Annotated in this window: 16 protein-coding genes; 13 read left to right on the forward strand and 3 right to left on the reverse strand. The window is 37.6% G+C overall.

The features are described 5' to 3' along the window. Window positions 1–51: 51 nt before the first annotated feature. From J7J10_01520 to ilvD, 3 genes are read right to left on the reverse strand one after another with little or no spacing between them, the layout of a single operon-like run. Complete coding sequence (locus J7J10_01520; GenBank protein MCD6129619.1) at window positions 52–549, reverse strand: hypothetical protein; 498 nt, start codon at window positions 547–549, stop codon at window positions 52–54. Further along, window positions 549–3014 (reverse strand): leucine--tRNA ligase, encoded by a 2466-nt coding sequence (locus J7J10_01525; GenBank protein MCD6129620.1) that lies wholly within the window; start codon window positions 3012–3014, stop codon window positions 549–551. The genes J7J10_01520 and J7J10_01525 overlap by 1 nt, the downstream gene beginning before the upstream one ends. After that, window positions 3015–4682 (reverse strand): dihydroxy-acid dehydratase, encoded by a 1668-nt coding sequence (gene ilvD / locus J7J10_01530; protein MCD6129621.1) that lies wholly within the window; start codon window positions 4680–4682, stop codon window positions 3015–3017. 154 nt (window positions 4683–4836) lie between these two features. Between ilvD and J7J10_01535 the strand changes: the two genes are divergently transcribed. From J7J10_01535 to J7J10_01595, 13 genes are all read left to right on the forward strand, one after another. Further along, window positions 4837–6177, forward strand: coding sequence for a pyridoxal phosphate-dependent aminotransferase (locus J7J10_01535; protein MCD6129622.1), 1341 nt, complete (start codon window positions 4837–4839; stop codon window positions 6175–6177). 129 nt (window positions 6178–6306) lie between these two features. Next, window positions 6307–8958, forward strand: a complete 2652-nt coding sequence (locus tag J7J10_01540; protein ID MCD6129623.1) for a pyruvate, phosphate dikinase — start codon at window positions 6307–6309, stop codon at window positions 8956–8958. Continuing rightward, window positions 8948–10285, forward strand: coding sequence for a TldD/PmbA family protein (locus tag J7J10_01545; GenBank protein ID MCD6129624.1), 1338 nt, complete (start codon window positions 8948–8950; stop codon window positions 10283–10285). Before J7J10_01540 ends, J7J10_01545 begins: the two co-directional genes overlap by 11 nt. Beyond that, window positions 10282–11007, forward strand: a complete 726-nt coding sequence (gene truA / locus J7J10_01550; GenBank protein MCD6129625.1) for a tRNA pseudouridine(38-40) synthase TruA — start codon at window positions 10282–10284, stop codon at window positions 11005–11007. Before J7J10_01545 ends, truA begins: the two co-directional genes overlap by 4 nt. Beyond that, window positions 11000–11284, forward strand: coding sequence for an Asp-tRNA(Asn)/Glu-tRNA(Gln) amidotransferase subunit GatC (gene gatC, locus J7J10_01555; protein ID MCD6129626.1), 285 nt, complete (start codon window positions 11000–11002; stop codon window positions 11282–11284). The genes truA and gatC overlap by 8 nt, the downstream gene beginning before the upstream one ends. Further along, window positions 11284–12699: an Asp-tRNA(Asn)/Glu-tRNA(Gln) amidotransferase subunit GatA gene (gatA, locus tag J7J10_01560; GenBank protein ID MCD6129627.1), complete on the forward strand. Its 1416-nt coding sequence runs from the start codon at window positions 11284–11286 to the stop codon at window positions 12697–12699. Before gatC ends, gatA begins: the two co-directional genes overlap by 1 nt. Window positions 12700–12701: 2 nt before the next feature. After that, window positions 12702–13052 (forward strand): hypothetical protein, encoded by a 351-nt coding sequence (locus J7J10_01565; protein ID MCD6129628.1) that lies wholly within the window; start codon window positions 12702–12704, stop codon window positions 13050–13052. Window positions 13053–13058: 6 nt separating this feature from the next. Continuing rightward, window positions 13059–13796 carry a glycosyltransferase family 2 protein gene (locus J7J10_01570; GenBank protein ID MCD6129629.1) on the forward strand — a complete coding sequence of 246 codons (738 nt, stop codon included), beginning with the start codon at window positions 13059–13061 and terminating at the stop codon, window positions 13794–13796. After that, complete coding sequence (locus J7J10_01575) at window positions 13780–14535, forward strand: polysaccharide deacetylase family protein (protein MCD6129630.1); 756 nt, start codon at window positions 13780–13782, stop codon at window positions 14533–14535. The genes J7J10_01570 and J7J10_01575 overlap by 17 nt, the downstream gene beginning before the upstream one ends. After that, window positions 14532–15512: a Gfo/Idh/MocA family oxidoreductase gene (locus J7J10_01580; protein MCD6129631.1), complete on the forward strand. Its 981-nt coding sequence runs from the start codon at window positions 14532–14534 to the stop codon at window positions 15510–15512. The genes J7J10_01575 and J7J10_01580 overlap by 4 nt, the downstream gene beginning before the upstream one ends. Continuing rightward, window positions 15466–16602 (forward strand): DegT/DnrJ/EryC1/StrS family aminotransferase, encoded by a 1137-nt coding sequence (locus tag J7J10_01585; protein ID MCD6129632.1) that lies wholly within the window; start codon window positions 15466–15468, stop codon window positions 16600–16602. The genes J7J10_01580 and J7J10_01585 overlap by 47 nt, the downstream gene beginning before the upstream one ends. Beyond that, window positions 16603–17094, forward strand: a complete 492-nt coding sequence (locus tag J7J10_01590; GenBank protein MCD6129633.1) for a hypothetical protein — start codon at window positions 16603–16605, stop codon at window positions 17092–17094. Window positions 17095–17104: 10 nt separating this feature from the next. Beyond that, window positions 17105–18313: a 2,3-bisphosphoglycerate-independent phosphoglycerate mutase gene (locus tag J7J10_01595; protein MCD6129634.1), complete on the forward strand. Its 1209-nt coding sequence runs from the start codon at window positions 17105–17107 to the stop codon at window positions 18311–18313. Window positions 18314–18440 lie beyond the last annotated feature (127 nt).

Genomic DNA, 18440 nt, shown 5'->3' on the forward strand with positions numbered 1-18440 from the left:
AAAAAGACTCAGGATTTGCAGATTAGAGAGTTTTAAGTTAGCAGCAAAAATCTAAAAACCTATAAATAAAAACTCTCTAATTTCCCTTGCTAAGTCCTGTGTAAGTTTGGTAAGTGCTTCTTTTCTCTTCTGCTCATTCTCTTCTATGCTGCTCTTCTTTGCCTCATAGTCCTCAAATACACTCAATTTCCTTTTTCTTAATATTTTCCCTTCTATATTTGACAATTCCACCTGTGCACAAAGGAGAGAACGAAAACGCGTAGCCGTTCCCTTTTCATTAAAAGCGGCAGCATTTGTTTTATATCCTGTTAAAGAAACACTCAATATTCCTTCCGCCTTATTTTTCCCCTTTAATTTTATCCTTTTATCCAGATTAAGCTCGTTGGATAACGCTCTTTCCATTTCTGTGTCTATGCCCGGCTCAGTGGTCTGATTTTGAACATCTTCAATATAAAGATATTTTATGTTTTGAGGTAAACTGCCGTAAGTGCCAGCAAAATGATAACCACATCCAGAGAGAAAAAAAAGAATAATTAAAAATCGCCACATTATTTCACCACCATATTTACCAATTTTTGTTTTACAACAATAATTTTCTTAACTTCTTTACCTTGAATATACTTCTGTATGCGTTTTGAATTTAAGGCAAGTTCTCTTATCTTTTCTTCTGCTGCGTCTTTTTCTACCTCTATTTCATCTCTTAGTCTTCCGTTCACCGTTATAGCCATCTTTATCGTCTTCTTGATTAATGCCTTTTCATCGTATTTAGGCCAACACTGATCCGATACAAATGGTTTTTCCCCTATTCCTTCCCACATCTCCTCTGCAATATGAGGAGCAAAGACGGACAACAGCATGATAAGTGTTCTTATTGCCTCTCTTATAGTAATCTTATCTTCTTCTTTTTCCTCATACATGTAATCATATATTGCATTTGTAAACTCCATTAAATGAGCAATAGCAGTATTAAAATGGTATCTCTTCTCTATATCCTCTGTGACCCACTTTATTGTAAAATGGGTAAGATAATGTAATCTCTTGTTTTTTTCTTCTTTCAATTCCACAACTTTTTCACTTGATTTACAAACATCTTTATACCTGTAAACGATTCTCCACACCCGATTCAAGAATCTATATGACCCTTCTACCCCTTCATCACTCCAATCTAAATCCTTCTCTGGCGGAGCGGCAAATAAGATAAATAGCCGTGACGTATCTGCACCGTAGTTTTCAATGATATAGTCAGGGTCTACGACATTCCCCTTGGATTTAGACATCTTTGCTCCATCTTTTATAACCATACCTTGAGTCAACAGTCTTTTGAACGGTTCATCTATATCTATGTACTTCAAATCTCGAAATACCTTTGTGAAATAACGTGCATATAAGAGGTGCATGACAGCATGTTCTATACCCCCCACATACTGGTCAACAGGCATCCAATATTGGGCTTTTCTTTCATCAAACGCTTTGTCTTTTTCGTGGGGCGAAACATATCTCAAAAAATACCATGATGATTCCACAAATGTATCAAATGTATCTGTTTCCCTTTCCGCTTCTCCTCCACATTGGGGACAGGTCGTTTTCACAAAACTCTTTACCCTTTTTAAAGGAGAATCACCTTCTCCCGTCAATGGTGTATTTTCTGGCAATTCAATGGGCAAATCTTCCTCATTCACAGGAACAATTCCACATTTTTTGCAATAAACCACAGGAATGGGCGCACCCCAGTATCTCTGACGGGATACATTCCAATCCCTCAATGCATAGTTGATTGTTTTTTCTGCCAGTCCTTTTTGCTGCAACCACTTCGTTACTTCCCACTTTCCCTGTTCAGAAGGCAACTTATCAAACTGACCGGAGTTGACCATCGTGCCCTCACCTTCGTAGGCTTCAGTCAATTTGCCATCTTTCGGTATAGCATCTTCTTTATATGTTACCACCTTTAGAGGTAGATTATATTTTTTAGCAAATTCAAAATCTCTCTGGTCATGAGCAGGCACAGACATAATAATACCCGTTCCGTATTCTAATAGGACAAAATTCGCCGCATAGAGCGGTATCTTTTCTCCATTGACAGGATTCTCTGCATATATGCCTGTAAATATGCCTTCCTTTTCTTTTTCTTTTATATCCTTTGTTTTTAGGAATTTCTCAATAAATTTTTGGACCTTTTCCTCATAAGAACTTCCCTTTACAAGTTTTTTTAGTAAAGGATGGTCAGGAGCAATACACATAAATGTTGCCCCGAACAATGTGTCCGGTCTTGTGGTAAATACTTCTAAAACCTCATCTTTTTCTGAAACTTTAAACTTCACCCTTGCTCCAATGCTCTTTCCAATCCAGTTTTTCTGCTGGATGAGCACTTTTTCTGGCCATCCTTTTCTTATTTGTTCCATATCTCTCAGAAGTTGTTCCGCATAATCAGTAATCCTAAAAAACCATTCACCTATCTCTTTTTTTGTTACCCCTCCTCCACACCGCCAGCATTTTCCATCCATTACCTGTTCATTAGCTAAAACCGTTTGACAATGAGGACAATAGTTTACCTCTGCTTTCTTCTTATAAACCATATCCTTTCTCAACATCTCAATAAACAACTTCTGTTCCCATCTGTAGTATTCCGAATCGCATGTTGTTACAACACCATCCCAATCATAGGAAAATCCCATTCTCTTCAGCTGTTTTGTCATAGTGGCAATATTTTCTTTTGTCCAGGTTTCTGGGCGGAGATTATGTTCAATGGCGGCATTTTCTGCCGGCATACCAAATGCATCAAATCCAATAGGATGCATTACATTGTAACCGTTCATCCGCCTGTAACGTGCAATAACATCGCCTATAGAATAATTTCTTACATGCCCCATATGTATTTTTCCGGAAGGATAAGGATACATTTCTAATTCATAAAATTTTGGTTTATCTTTCTCCGTCCTGGTCTTAAAAATTCTATTTTCTTCCCATTTTTTTTGCCACTTCAATTCTATCGGGTGCGGATTATATTTCTCTTCCATTTATCTTGCCTCTAAGTAAGCTCCCTTATTTGCCGATGTAACAAGCTTTGAATATCTTAAAAGATAACCTTTTGTTATTTTCGGTTCTTTGGGTTGCCATTTTTTACTTCTCTTCTTCAATTCCTTCCCGCTAACTAAAAGATCTATCTTCTTTTTATCTACATCTATCTCAATTTCATCTCCTTCTTTAACCAATGCAATAGTTCCTCCTCTTACTGCCTCAGGACAGACATGCCCAATGGAAAGCCCCTTTGTAGCACCGGAAAATCTGCCATCTGTAATCAAAGCTACTTTATCACCCAGACCCATGCCAGCAATGGCTGATGTAGGTGAAAGCATTTCTTTCATTCCTGGTCCACCGGCTGGCCCTTCGTATCTAATAACTACAACATCTCCTTCCTTTATCTTCTTTTTATATATAGCATCTAATGCTTCTTCCTCCGAATCAAATACCCTTGCTTTTCCTTTAAAATGTCTGATTTTTTCACTCACTCCTGACTGTTTTACGATAGAACCTTCTTCCGCTAAATTTCCATACAAAATGGAAAGACCACCCCTTTCTGAATAAGGATCATCCATTGGTTTTATCACCTTATTGTTTTTTACCTCAGCATCCTTGTAATTTTCATATATCGTCTTACCCGTTACTGTGATACACTTTTTGTGAATGAGTTTTCTACTATCCAATCTCTTCATTATAGCCATTACGCCACCTGCTTCATCCAGGTCTTGAACATGGTAGTTTCCCACCGGGCTAAAATGACATAAAGTGGGCACCTTTTCACTTATCTTATCAAAAGTTTTCAAATCCAAATCTATCCCTGCTTCATGGGCAATGGCTAAAAGATGAAGCACAGTATTTGTAGAACAGCCCATAGCCATATCTACACATATGGCGTTTTCCAAAGAATCTTTCGTTATAATATCTCGTGGTTTAATATCCTTTTCTACTAATTCCATTATTTTCATACCTGAATACTTTGCCAAACGCACTCTCTTGGCCAGAGGAGCAGGTGCAGTGCCGTTGCCGGGCAGAGAAAACCCAAATGATTCACTCAAACAGTTTATAGAATTCGCAGAATACATACCAGAACAAGAACCGCAACTGGGGCAACCTTCGTCTTCTATCCCCTTCAGTTCTTCTTCTGTAATTTTTCCATTGATGTAGGATCCTACCGCCTCAAACACCTGCGCCAAATCTACATCTCTCTGTTTATATCTACCAGCAAGCATGGGACCACCTGAAATCATAATGGTGGGAATATTGACCCTTACAGCAGCCATGATCATGCCCGGCGTAATTTTATCGCAAGCAGGCATAATAACCAAACCATCTGCCGGATGAGCACTGACCATTATCTCCACTGCATCAGCAATATTTTCCCGTGAAGGAAGACTGTAATGCATACCCAAATGCCCCATAGCAATACCATCATCTACAGCAATGGTATTAAATTCAAAAGGCGTACCACCCATCATATAGATACCTGCTTTTACCGCCCCAGCAAGTGTTTTTAAGTGAATATGACCAGGCACAATATCTGTAAAAGCACTGGCAATAGCAATAATAGGTCTCTTTAATTCTTCATCTGTATATCCATCTGCCTTTAATAACGATCTATGCGGTGCTTTTTCCGCACCCTTTACCATCACATCGCTTCTCTTCATCTTTTCCTCCTTTCGTCGTTTCCCTGATTTTAGGAAAATAAAGATAGAAAAGCAAATAATTAAGTATGTTTTTAGCAAACTTACTTGACAATTGAATCTATCAGGCTACAATTCAACCACCGTTGATTTTAAAACACTTATGTAAGGAGCAAAAATGTATAAAGGGATAGCAAAAGTATCTGCTTTCTTTAACTCTATAAAACCTTCCTGTATCAGAAACGCTCAAATCCTGTTTGAAAAAAGAACTGAGCAGGAAAGGGAAAGAGGGGAAAAAGTCACAATTGCAATAAACACTGCAATAGGAAATGTTTCTTTAAAAACACACCCCAAAATGCTTGAAAGATATTTAAATCCTACGGATAAAGAATTAAAGAATGGTATATGGACATATTGCAATACTCAAGGGAGAGAATTATGCAACAAAGTGTTTATAAATATAGTGCGTTCCTTCCTTAAAGAAGATAACAATCCTGAAATTTATTCCCTGATAGATGCAGGTGGTTCAAACATTATGAAAATCGTTATGCTGGGAATATGTGGTAATCCGGGAACACCAGACAAACCGCTTTTGATCGTTGATCCAACATATACAAATTATAAATCCATAGGAGAAGAGATAGGCAGAAGTGTAATTGCCATTACCAGAGTGTTACAAAAAAACGAGAAATTTACAGATATACCTGCAGAAACTATCGAGAAAGCCATCAAAAAATACAAACCGGGGGGTCTCTTGATAATTCCTTACGATAACCCGTCCGGACAGTTGATGAGGCAAGAGGTCATAAACAAATATGCAAAGATATGTGTTGAAAACGGAATTTTTCTAATAAGTGACGAGGCATACAGAGGACTCTATTATACAGATGATCCTGCACCAACAATATGGAATATAACAAACAAAGAAGTACCAAATATCGAAGAGGCAAAGATAAGAATAAGCATAGAAACAATGTCAAAGGTTTTTAATGCCTGCGGACTGAGAATGGGCGCCTTGCTTACGGACAACGAATATTTTTACAATAAAGCCATTTCCGCAAATACAACATACCTGTGTCCATCGGTTGTTGACCAGCATATCGTTGAAGCTCTGGCCGAAGAAAGTAAAGAGAAAATCCAAAACTGGATTTCACAACAGAGAGAATATTACAGAAGAATTTTAAAGAAGTTGTATGATAATTTCCATAAAGTTCTACCGGATATTATCGTCTCTTTGCCTGAAGCTTCCATATATTCTGTTATAGATGTAAGAAATATTGCAACGCCTGACTTCAATGTAGAAGATTTTATCACATTCTGCGCAACCGAAGGATCGGTCAGTGTCAATGGAAAAAAAATGACTCTCTTAGTGAGTCCAATGGGTGGCTTTTACAACCCGAAAACAGAAGAGAAAAATCCCGGAGCAACGCAGATGAGGATTGCATGTGTTTTGAAAGAAGAAAAAATGGATCTCGTTCCGAAATTATTTGCGGAGCTTTTCAAACAATATGAATCTTAGAAAATGTGAGTATTTTATCTCTTATTTCAGCTTGATAATAACATAGGACATTTGCTATTATCGTAACAGGGAAGATGACTTACTTTTTGTTTCCAATAATCTACGAAAAATACAGAAGAGAGGTGAAAGATGGGATATATCTATTTCTTTAGCGAGAACGAAACGGATGGAAAAGCAAATATGCGTAAGCTTTTGGGAGGAAAGGGGGCAGGCTTAGCGGAAATGTCTCGTTTGGGAATCCGTGTTCCTCCTGGTTTTACCATCACTACAGAAGTCTGCCGCTATTTCCAGCAGGAAAAGAAATTAGCTCCTGGCTTAGAAGATGAGGTAAAAAGATATATGTCAAAAGTGGAAAACATCATGAATATGAAATTTGGAGATGAAAAAAACCCTCTACTCGTTTCTGTACGCTCCGGAGCCGCTATTTCCATGCCTGGCATGATGGATACTGTATTAAACTTAGGGCTAAACGATATCACCGTCAAAAGCTTAGCAAAAAAGACAGGCGATGAGCGCTTCGCCTATGATGCATATAGGCGATTTATTTCTATGTTTGGAGATATCGTTTTAGGCATTTCATATAGCAAATTTGAAAAACTTTTAAGAAAGCGAAAGGAAGAAGAAAATGTAAAACAAGACTACGAATTAAGTGCAAGAGGACTGGAAAACTTATGTGAAGATTACAAAGAGCTGTTGGTAAAAGAAAGTTTTGAACTACCGCAGGATCCCTGGGAGCAACTCATGATGGCAATAAAAGCCGTTTTTTCTTCCTGGAATAATCCCAGAGCAATAAAATATAGAGAAATCAACCACATTTCACACGATATGGGTACAGCGGTAACAGTGCAAACTATGGTATTTGGAAATATGGGGGAAAATTCAGGAACAGGTGTAGCATTTACCAGGAACCCCTCAACTGGGGAAAAACAATTTTTTGGTGAATGTCTGATTAATGCTCAAGGAGAAGATGTGGTTGCAGGCATAAGAACACCAATACCAGTACAGGCTTTGAAAGAAAAGATACCCCAGGCATATGATGAATTAGTAACTGTATATCAAAAACTGGAAAATCATTTTAGAGACATGCAGGATTTAGAGTTTACTATTCAAGAAGGCAAATTATACCTCCTGCAAACCAGAACGGGCAAGCGCACAGCTTTAGCCGCGGTGAAAATCGCCGTGGATATGGTAAAAGAGGAACTAATTACCAAAGAAGAAGCTATTATGCGTATTGAACCTGAACAGATTGATCAACTACTTCATCCCATGATTGACCCTCAGGAAAAGACAGACCCCATAGCCAAAGGATTGCCCGCCTCTCCAGGGGCTGCAGTGGGGAAGGTTGTTTTTTCAGCAAAGGATGCTGAGGAGTGGGCAAGAAAAGAAGAGTCCGTTATCTTAGTAAGAATGGAAACCTCCCCCGAAGATGTAGGAGGCATGCATGCTGCAGAAGGTATCTTGACCTCGCGTGGTGGAATGACTTCCCACGCCGCTGTTGTAGGAAGAGGCATGGGAAAATGTTGTGTAGTAGGCTGCAGCGATATTGTCGTGCATGAAGATGAAAAAAAATTTGTGGCAAGAGGAAAAGAAATACACGAAGGAGACTGGATCAGCATAAATGGAACAACAGGTGAAGTCATCTTGGGAAAGGTAAAATTGGTGGAGTCAAAACTTACACCACAATTCGAAACACTACTAAAATGGGCAGATGCAGTAAGAAAGTTAGGAATAAGAGCCAATGCCGATACACCGGAAGACTCACAGGTAGCAAGAGATTTGGGAGCGGAAGGGATTGGTCTATGTCGGACAGAACATATGTTCTTCGGTAAAAACAGAATCCCCATTGTGCAGGAAATGATTATGGCTGAAACTTCTGAAGACAGAAAAAAATCATTAAACAAACTTCTCCCATTTCAAAAAGAAGATTTTAAGGGTATATTCCAGGTTATGGATGGCTTGCCCGTTATTATTCGTTTGCTCGATCCACCGCTACATGAGTTTCTACCAAAACACGAAGTGCTGTTAGAAGAATATACACGCCTTAAGTATACAAACGGCAACAAGAAACGATTGAAAGAACTGAAAAGCCTATTAGCCAAGGTAGAAGCATTGCGTGAGTTCAACCCCATGTTAGGTCACAGGGGATGCAGATTGAGCATAACCTTCCCCGAAATTACAGAGATGCAAACCAGAGCCATAATGGAAGCAGCCGCAGAGGTAACAGAGGAAGGGAAAACTGTAATACCAGAGATTATGATTCCCCTTGTTTCCCATGTAAATGAGGTGAAAATAATAAAGGAAGATATCATAAAAATAGCAGAACAGGTAATGGAAGAAAAGAATGTAAAAATTCCTTACAAGATAGGCACAATGATTGAATTACCTCGAGCAGTGGTCACGGCTGACGAGATTGCCGGGGAGGTAGAATTTTTCTCGTTCGGCACAAACGATTTGACACAGGCTGTATTCGGCTTTTCCCGTGATGATGCGGTCAAGTTTTTAGACGCATACGAAGAAAAAGAGATCCTGCCGCAAGATCCATTTGCATCTATAGATACAAATGGAGTAGGAGAAATGGTAAGAATGGGCAGGCAAAAAGGAAGAAGTAGTAATCTGCAACTGGAAGTCGGAGTGTGCGGAGAACATGGAGGAGACCCAAAATCTATCAATTTTTTCAATTCCATAGGGTTGGACTATATAAGTTGTTCTCCATATCGCGTGCCCGTTGCTCGTCTTTCTGCAGCACAGGCAGAAATAAGGAAAAAAATAAATGTACAGTGAGGCTTACAGCATCTTAAAAAAGGGCAACTTTGACTTTTTTGACATATACCACGAGAAAACAGAAAAACGGCATATCTCGTTCAAAGAAAAAGATGTGGAAAATATAGATATAGGCTCGGATGAAGGAGTAGGTGTAAGGGGAGTAAATGGCAGATCTACCCATTATATCTACTCTCAAAACCACTCACCTAAGGAAGTAAAGGAAATGGCTCTTTCCATCTGTAAGCAAAACAAAATCAGCCATTCTAAATTGATATACATAGTAAAAAAGGATTCTCTAACCACTTTTTTACCTTTGGAAGATGTTATAGGTAAAACAAAAAAGGCGATGGATATAGCTTACAAAATCAGCCCTTGTATCACTCAGGTAAAGTGTGATTATGGTGATGTAGAAAAACAAATAGAAATTGTTAAATCTTCTGGAAAGGTAGCAAAAGAAAAACTTACCTATGCCACCTTTATCATAGAGGTGATTGCCAGAAAGAATGAAAATATTCAGAGTTATCGCAATGTAATTTCAACTATGGCTGGCAAAAAGCTGTTTGAACAATATAATATTGAAGAGTTGAGTTTAAAGACTGCACAGATGGCACTGAGTCTCCTCTCTGCTCCTCCTGCACCACGAGGACGGTTGCCTGTTGTTTTGGCATCTCAAGCAGGGGGAACAATGACACACGAAGCAGTGGGTCACGGATTGGAAGGAGACCTTATCTATGAACATTTATCTGTATACAGTGGTAAAATAGGCAAAAAGGTAGCTTCTACTCTAATCACGCTTGTTGACGATGCCACATTGCCTCAGGCTCGCGGTTCATATCTCTTTGACGATGAAGGAACAGATGGACAGAGAACAACACTTATAGAGAAAGGCACACTAAAAAACTACATGACAGATCTGATGTATGCAAGATTGTTGAATGTAAATTTATCCGGAAACGGAAGAAGACAATCTTTTCGTTTTCCCCCCATACCTCGTATGTCCAACACATTTATTTTACCGGGGAAAGACAATCCGCAGGATATTATAAAAAGCGTAAACAATGGAATATTGGTAAATAAGATGGGTGGGGGACAGGTAAATCCCATAACAGGAGATTTTGTTTTTGAAATAAAAGAAGGTTACAAAATAGAAAATGGAGAAGTAGGTGAACTCATAAGGGGAGCCACTATCGCTGGAAATGGTCCTCAAGTGCTAAATGAAATAGACATGGTAGGCAACGATTTAGGAATGGAAGTAGGCACCTGCGGTAAAGGTGGACAACTCGTACCTGTTTCAGATGGCGAACCTACGCTGAGAATACCATCCCTCCTCATCGGTGGTTCATGAAACATTTTGTTCTGCGTATTTCATACGACGGAACAAACTATTATGGTTTTCAGATACAAGAAAACCTATCTACTATTCAAGGAAAGATAGAAGATGTTCTAAAGGATATCACCAAAGAAAGAATAAGAATCAGGTATGCAGGAAGAACAGATAAAGGAGTACATGCTTTCTGGCAGATAATTGATTTTTTTACAGAATGGAAAAGAGATGTAAATGAAATGATAAACGCTATGAATGCCCTTTTATCAAGAGACATAAGAATCTTAGAGGGAAGTGAGGTAACAGACAATTTTCACTCAAGATTCGATGCAAAAAAGCGTGAATATACATATATCGTCTTTCAGGGAAATGTACTACTGCCCTTCTTTAGGAATTATGTGTATCCATTCACCTATTCTCTGGAGCTGAATGTAATGAGGAAAAGTAGCAATTTCTTTTTAGGTGAACATGACTTCAGCAGCATCTGTGATAAAAACAATGAAGAAAACTTCACAAGAACAGTGGAAGAAATAGAGATTTTAAATAAAGGTTCTTTTTTCATCTTTCGCATAGTGGCCAATGCCTTCTTGAGAGGAATGGTAAGATATATAGTACAAATTTTATTGGATGTGGGGAGATGTAAGTTGAAATTGGAAGATGTAGAGTATATAATCGCCTCCAAGAAAAAATGGAGGAAGGTTCCCCCGTGTGGGCTATATCTTTCGCGAGTGTGGTATGATTAGCAGAAATGAAGTAAAAAAAGTCGCAATTTTAAGTAGAATCTCTTTAAAAGAAGACGAAACTGACAGGTTTACAGAACAATTGGGTACTATATTGGATTATATGAACAAACTAAATGAATTAGATGTAGAAGACATTGATCCTGCTTTCCATATTGTAGAATTTAATAATGTATTCCGCGACGATAAAGTAAAAGCATCGTTAGTCTTAGATGAAGCTTTAAAAAATGCTCCAAAAAAAGAAGGAGCATTTTTTAAAGTTCCCAGGATAATAAAATAATGCTTTATAGTTTAACATTAACAGAAATTCTCCAAATGATAGAGAAGAAAGAAACCAATGCAAGGGAGGTATTTCTCTCGCTAAAGGAGCGCATACAGGAAATAGAAAAACACATAAATGCTTATATAACAATATTTGATGAGGAACCGGAAGAAAAAGGCTTACTTAAAGGCTTGCCTATTGCCATAAAGGACAACATGTGCATGAAAGATAAAAAGACAACCTGCGGCTCTTGTATGCTTGAGAATTTCGTTTCTCCTTATAATGCAACGGTAATAGAAAAATTAGAGAAAAGTGGAGCAAGTTTCATTGGTAAAACTAATATGGATGAATTTGCCATGGGCTCATCCTGCGAGACATCCTATTTTGGGCCTACGAAAAATCCATGGGATATAAATTGTATTCCGGGGGGCTCAAGTGGAGGTTCCGCTGCTGCTGTTGCGAGTGGCGAGGCTATCTGTGCCTTAGGTTCGGACACTGGTGGATCGATTAGACAACCGGCTGCTCTGTGCGGTGTAGTGGGAATGAAACCTACCTACGGACGCATATCTCGCTATGGTCTGGTCGCTTTTGCCTCATCTTTAGATCAGATAGGTCCCATAACCAGAACGGTAGAAGATACGGCACTGCTTTTGAACATCATTTGCGGAAAGGATGAAAGAGACTCCACATCAGCAGACATACCAGTTCCCGATTTCAAAAAAGCATTAAACAAGGATATAAAAGGTGTGAAAATCGGCGTTTACGAAGAAGGTTTGAAAGATTGTTCGGAAGCAGTCAAAGAAAATTTTAAAAAGGCGGAAGATGTATTCACCGGCTTGGGCGCAGAACTTGTTTCCATTAACCTTCCTCATTTAGAATATGCGGTGGCAGATTATTATATCATCGCTCCTGCTGAGGCTTCCTCTAATTTAGCAAGATACGATGGAGTAAAATACGGCTTTCAACAGTGGAAAGACGATCTTATGGAGATGTATAAAGAAACACGCAGTAGTGGATTTGGCAACGAGGTAAAAAGAAGAATACTGTTGGGAACATATGTGCTTTCTTCTGGTTATTATGATGCCTATTATCTAAAGGCACAAAAGGTGCGCACTCTGATCAAAGAGGATTTTGACGAGGCATTCAAGCAAGTTAAGGCGATTATTTCACCTACCTCTCCTACTGAAACCTTTAAATTAGGCGAAAAGATAAATGATCCCTTAAAAATGTATCTTTCTGACATATTCACTATACCAGCAAACCTGGCAGGGTTGCCTGCAATCAGTGTTCCTATGGGTTTATCCAAAGATTCCTTGCCGGTAGGTTTACAAATTATGGGCGGAGCTTTTTGTGAGGATGAAATTATCAGCATTGCACATGCCTTTGAAAGAAAAACATGTTTTCATAAAAAAATTCCTATTTTTAAGGAGTAAATATGAAAATTCTATGGGTAAAGATAAATCTTACAAACAAAGAGGAATATATAGGAAGTATCAGCATTCCCGACAATGAAGACGATCTTTTAACAATGTTGGAAGAAAAAACCTATTGGGGTTTAAAATTAGATGATGCACACATCTTAAAAGAAGGAGAAATCATTCCTTTAAACAATGATAAAACATATACAAACGAGATACTCATTATGTCCGATCATATATTAACCATAAAATTTTTGCATCCGCAGTCCAAACTATACAAGGAATTGGATACGAAGAAAAAACGAGCGCTAAAGAAGAAAATAAAGAAAAGTAACATCGTAAAATGGAACATACTCAAAAATGAGTAAGAACAGGTGAGTGTCGCTGCTGTCTTAGTTGTCAAAAATGAAGAAACATACTTGAGAAAAACTCTAAGTGCACTGAGATGGGTAGATGAAATTGTTGTTGTAGATTCAGGCAGCACAGATAAAACAGTTGATATTGCAAAAGATTTTACCGACAAGGTATATATCAAACAATGGATGGGCTATGGAAAACAAAAGAATTTTGCATTGAGCAAGGTAAATAGTAAGTGGGTTTTGTCCATAGACGGAGATGAAACAGTAACCGAAGAATTAGCAAAAGAGATAGTAAAAGCCATAAAAAACGATAGATACGATGGATATTTAATAAATATTCAACTTGTTTTCTTGGGTAAACCCTTAAGATTCGGCGGCGTATATCCTGATTATCATCTGCGTTTGTTCAAAAGGGAGAAGGGAGATTTTGTGGAATCGGATGTGCATGAAAGAATAAATTTAAACGGCACAAAAACTAAATTAAATGGCAAAATTCTCCACTACAGTTATAAAAATCTCCATGATTACTTGCAGAAATTCAACAGTTACACAACTTTGTCTGCAAGACAAAAAGCCAGGCAGGGAAAGAAAACAAATGCCATTTATCCCTTCTTGCGTTTTGGTGGAGAATTATTTAAAAGATTTATTCTTAAATTAGCTATTTTGGATGGTTACCCGGGCATGCTCTATGCTTTTTTATCTTCATTCTATTCTTTTATGAAATATGCAAAACTGTATGAAATGGAAAACTAAAGCGATTTTGGGCTTGTCATTTTTAACTATTTTCTTTTCTCGCTATAATTTCTGGCGGAAAAGAGAGATAGGCATCCCCGTCCTTTTGTATCATCGCCTCTCAAAACAAAAGACATGCACAGGTGTAGATAAGTTTTCTATTGATAGTAAAAATTTCTACTATCATATGGATTATTTGAAACAAATGGGATATAAAACAGTGAATGTGGAAAATTTAGAAGAATGCGAGGGAAAATGTGTGTGCATAACATTTGACGACGGCTACAAAGACAATATGTATGCCTACCCTGTATTAAAAAAATATGGATATACAGCGACATTTTTTGTCGTTACCGATTGGATAGAAAAAGGAAGAAGTCCGTGCGGATTAAAGATGATGAGCTGGGAGGATATAAAATTCTTGAAAAAAAGCGGTTTTGAGATTGGTTCTCACTCTCTCAGTCATAAAAAATTGCCCCTGTTGAGTATAGAAGACAAAAAAAAGGAATTGTTAAACAGCAAAAAAATAATAGAGGAAAAGATAAAATCTCCTGTGTGTTCTTTCTCTTATCCCTATGGTGCATGGGATGATGAATCAAAAAAAATAGCAAAAGAATATTATAAAAAGACATTGGTTGTTAAACAAAAAATATATACAAAGAAGGATGATATATTTCTTATCCCCAGAGCAGTTATGAGAAAAAATACAGATATGGTAGATTTTTATCTTTTACTTACTCGAGGAAGGAGCAGAATATGAAAGTAGCAGTAGTAGGTGTAGGATACTGGGGGAAAAATTTAGTAAGGGTTTTCCATGAATTGGGCGTATTGGAAATGATATGCGACACAGACAAAAACAAGATAGAACAATTAAAGAAGATATATCCTTCGGTTTCTTTCAGCTCCTGTTTTGATGATGTTCTATCATCCTCTGTTGAAGGAATAGTCATCTCTACTCCCGCCTCTACCCATTACAAACTGGCTAAAGAAACACTATCTTCCGAAAAAGATGTATTCGTAGAAAAACCCCTGTCTCTATCTAAAGCAGAAGCTAAAGAACTCGTTTCCATATCGGATGAGAAAAAACTCATTTTAATGGTAGGAAACATTCTCCATTATCATCCTGCCTATGTAAAATTGAAGGAAATTGTAGAAGATGGAGCGATAGGCAATATATTGTATATTCACACCAGAAGATTAAACCTGGGCAGAGTGGAAAGAGAAAGAAATGCCTTATGGGGATTGGCACCGCACGATGTTTCCTTAATTTTAGATATTCTAAAGGAGAAACCTAAAAGATTAAACAGTTTTACACATAAGGAAAGAGATGTATTGGATAGTGCCTGGATTTCTATGGATTTTCCTTCTAAGAGAAAGGCACAAATATCTGTTTCCTGGTTGTATCCATTTAAAGAACAGAAATTCCTTGTCGTGGGCGAAAAAATGATGGCCCTATTTGACGATTGTGCAGGTTGGAATGAAAAATTGAAAATATATGCTTATTCTATGGAAAAAAATGAAATAATCTCACTGCAAGAAAAAGCATTATTTAAGGTTGACATAGAACAAAAAGAACCGTTAGAGGAAGAATGCAGACACTTCATCCGGTGTGTTCAAAATAGAGAAAGACCAGAAACAGACGGAAAAAATATGATTGATGTTGTTTCTATTATTGAGGAGTGTGTAAAACATGAGAGTTCCGTTCCTAAATTTAAAACTACAATACACAGAAGCTAAGAAAGAAATAGATGAAGAAATTTTAGATGTATTAGAATCGCAACAGTTCATACTGAGTAAAAAGGTAGAACAATTAGAAAAGAGAGTTGCCGATTATTGCGGGTGCAGATATGCCGTTGGCGTTTCTTCGGGCAGTGATGCTTTACTTATTTCACTTCTAAGTTTAAACCTAAAAAAAGGTGATGAAGTGATCACTACACCCTTTACATTTATATCTACCGCCAGCGCAATCATACATGCAGGACTGAAACCGGTCTTTGTGGATATAGATGAAAGTTATAATATAGATGTAGAAAAAATAGAAGGCACTATCTCCGAGAAAACAAGAGTTATTATTCCCGTTCATCTATTCGGTCAATGTGCAAAGATGAAGAAAATCCTACAATTAAAAGAAAAGTATAATCTAAAGGTAATAGAAGATTCAGCCCAGGCTATAGGAGCTGAATATCCATTGAATGGCAAGATAAAAAAAACATGCTCTATGGGTGATATAGGATGTCTATCTTTTTATCCTACAAAGAATTTAGGCGGGTTTGGTGATGGAGGAATGGTTGTAACAAATAATGCAGAAACATATAAAGAAATAAAGATGCTGCGTACACACGGATACGATGGTAAATATTACAAGATATTGGGGTGGAATTTCCGTTTAGACACACTGCAGGCAGCTGTATTATTGGCAAAGATGAATTTTTTAGATAAATGGAACAAAGTGAGACAAGAAAATGCTCGATATTATGAAAATCTATTTTATGAAAGTGGTCTATTGGAAAAAGAAGTGGTGAAACTTCCCCCTGCTTTATACAGAGAGAAAGTAGAAAATTATCATACCTATCATCAGTTTGTAATTAGGGTAAAAGAAAGAGACGCATTAAGAAAATTTCTATACGATAAAGCTACAGAAACCGGCATTTATTACTCATCCCCACTACACCTACAACCGTGCTTTTCCTCATTGGGCTATCACAAGGGAGATCTTCCCGTCACCGAGCAGGTTTGTCAGGAAGTCTTAGCCTTAGCAATATATCCAGGTTTAAAAAAAGAAATGCAGAATTACATCGTTGAAGAAATAAAAGATTTTTATAAGTAAATGTTAAGATGGTATGTTGTGCAAACAAAATCATGTAAAGAGGATTTTGTAACAACTCAGCTTGCAGATGCAGGATTTGATATTTTTAATCCCAAGATGAAGAGCTTTTCTACAAGAAAAGACGGTTTCACAACCAAACCATTCTTTCCAGGCTATATATTTGTTCATACTGATATAGGCACAACACACAGAATGATTAAATACACTCGTGGTGTTTTAAAAATTTTGGCTATAGACAATGAACCCATTCCTATAGATGATGAGGTAATAGAAATAATAAAACAAAGGACGAATAAGGAAGACATTATCGAACAAACATTGACACTTCGTGAAGGTGCAAAGGTAAGAATAAAGGAAGGTGCTTTCCGTGATTTAGTTGGAATATTAGAAAGTCCTCCTGATGATAAGGGAAGAATAAAGGTTCTATTGGATATGGTAAGATATAGTGCACATGTTTCATGCAGCTGGAGACATGTAGAATTAAATGAATAGGGAGATAAAGATGAATAAAGAAGAATTATTGGAAGAAATTTCTGTTAAAACTCCATCTAAAATTATACTTATTGTTTTAGACGGTTTGGGTGGCCTGCCTTATAAGGATGGAAAAACAGAGTTAGAATATGCAAAAAAGTCCAATCTAAATGCTTTAACAGGGAAGTCTGCTTTAGGATTAGCGCATCCCATTCTGCGTGGCATTACACCCGGCAGCGGTCCTGCTCATATTGCCCTGTTCGGATACAACCCTTTAAAATATATAGTCGGAAGAGGTCTTTTGGAAAATTTAGGATTGGGAGTGGAGACTAAAAAAGGCGATATGGCTATAAGGGGAAATTTCTGCACATTGAAAGATGGATTGGTCTCAGATAGAAGAGCAGGAAGGATACCAACGGACAAATCTATTGAACTTTGCAAAAAACTCAATAAAAATGTGGGCAAAATCGATGGAGTTGATGTTCTGTTTACACCCGGCATGGAACATAGATTTGCATTGAGATTAAGAGGGAAAGGTTTAAGTGACAAGATAAAAGAAACAGACCCCCAAAAGGTAGGGGAAAGACCTGTTATTCCTGAAGCTCTGGAAAAAGAGGGAGAAAAAACATCTCAAGTCTTAAAGAAAATAACAAGGATTGCGAAAGATACCTTAAAAAACGAGGAAAGAGCAAATTTTGTTCTACTTAGAGGTTATTCTCTCTATCCTCCTATACCTTCTATGAATGAACTATTCAAACTGACGCCGGCGGCTATCGCCACTTATCCCATGTATAAAGGTCTGGCAAAATTGGTAGGAATGGATGTTTTAAAGGTAAATGGTATGACAATAGCCGATGAGCTAAAAACATTAAAACAAAACTATAAAGATTACGATTTCTTCTACTTTCATGTGAAGAAAACAGACTCTTATGGTGAAGATGGAAACTTTGATAAAAAAATATCCATTATAGAAGAATTTGATAAAGTTCTGCCCGAAATTCTCTCCCTTTCTTTTGATGTTGTAGTTATAACCTCCGATCATTCTACCCCCTGCCTTTTAAAAGGACACAGCTGGCATCCCAATCCATTTTTAATCTATTCAAAATATGTCATAGCGGATGAGCAAGATGAATTTTCGGAAAAAAGTTGTGCAAAAGGTATATTGGGACATTTCTATGCTAAAGATGCAATGAGTTTGATGCTCGCCAATGCATTGAAGCTGAACAAATTTGGGGCATAGACAGCTGGATAATGGAAGTCCACAGCACCATTCGTGGTAATCATAAATTTAGCACACGATTTCCTTTCCTCTGTCATTCCGCACCCTCCTGTCATTCCGTCCCCGCATCGGTGTGCGGGGTGACATT

The organism is Deltaproteobacteria bacterium, from assembly GCA_021159305.1.
GTDB lineage: Bacteria > Campylobacterota_A > Desulfurellia > JAGGSF01 > JAGGSF01 > JAGGSF01.

Bases quoted from the DNA above. Each gene is read 5' to 3' on its own strand.
- J7J10_01520 (MCD6129619.1), bottom strand. From the start codon at position 549: ATGTGGCGATTTTTAATTATTCTTTTTTTTCTCTCTGGATGTGGTTAT.
- J7J10_01525 (MCD6129620.1), bottom strand. From the start codon at position 3,014: ATGGAAGAGAAATATAATCCGCACCCGATAGAATTGAAGTGGCAAAAA.
- ilvD (MCD6129621.1), bottom strand. From the start codon at position 4,682: ATGAAGAGAAGCGATGTGATGGTAAAGGGTGCGGAAAAAGCACCGCAT.
- J7J10_01535 (MCD6129622.1), top strand. From the start codon at position 4,837: ATGTATAAAGGGATAGCAAAAGTATCTGCTTTCTTTAACTCTATAAAA.
- J7J10_01540 (MCD6129623.1), top strand. From the start codon at position 6,307: ATGGGATATATCTATTTCTTTAGCGAGAACGAAACGGATGGAAAAGCA.
- J7J10_01545 (MCD6129624.1), top strand. From the start codon at position 8,948: ATGTACAGTGAGGCTTACAGCATCTTAAAAAAGGGCAACTTTGACTTT.
- truA (MCD6129625.1), top strand. From the start codon at position 10,282: ATGAAACATTTTGTTCTGCGTATTTCATACGACGGAACAAACTATTAT.
- gatC (MCD6129626.1), top strand. From the start codon at position 11,000: ATGATTAGCAGAAATGAAGTAAAAAAAGTCGCAATTTTAAGTAGAATC.
- gatA (MCD6129627.1), top strand. From the start codon at position 11,284: ATGCTTTATAGTTTAACATTAACAGAAATTCTCCAAATGATAGAGAAG.
- J7J10_01565 (MCD6129628.1), top strand. From the start codon at position 12,702: ATGAAAATTCTATGGGTAAAGATAAATCTTACAAACAAAGAGGAATAT.
- J7J10_01575 (MCD6129630.1), top strand. From the start codon at position 13,780: ATGAAATGGAAAACTAAAGCGATTTTGGGCTTGTCATTTTTAACTATT.
- J7J10_01580 (MCD6129631.1), top strand. From the start codon at position 14,532: ATGAAAGTAGCAGTAGTAGGTGTAGGATACTGGGGGAAAAATTTAGTA.
- J7J10_01585 (MCD6129632.1), top strand. From the start codon at position 15,466: ATGAGAGTTCCGTTCCTAAATTTAAAACTACAATACACAGAAGCTAAG.
- J7J10_01590 (MCD6129633.1), top strand. From the start codon at position 16,603: ATGTTAAGATGGTATGTTGTGCAAACAAAATCATGTAAAGAGGATTTT.
- J7J10_01595 (MCD6129634.1), top strand. From the start codon at position 17,105: ATGAATAAAGAAGAATTATTGGAAGAAATTTCTGTTAAAACTCCATCT.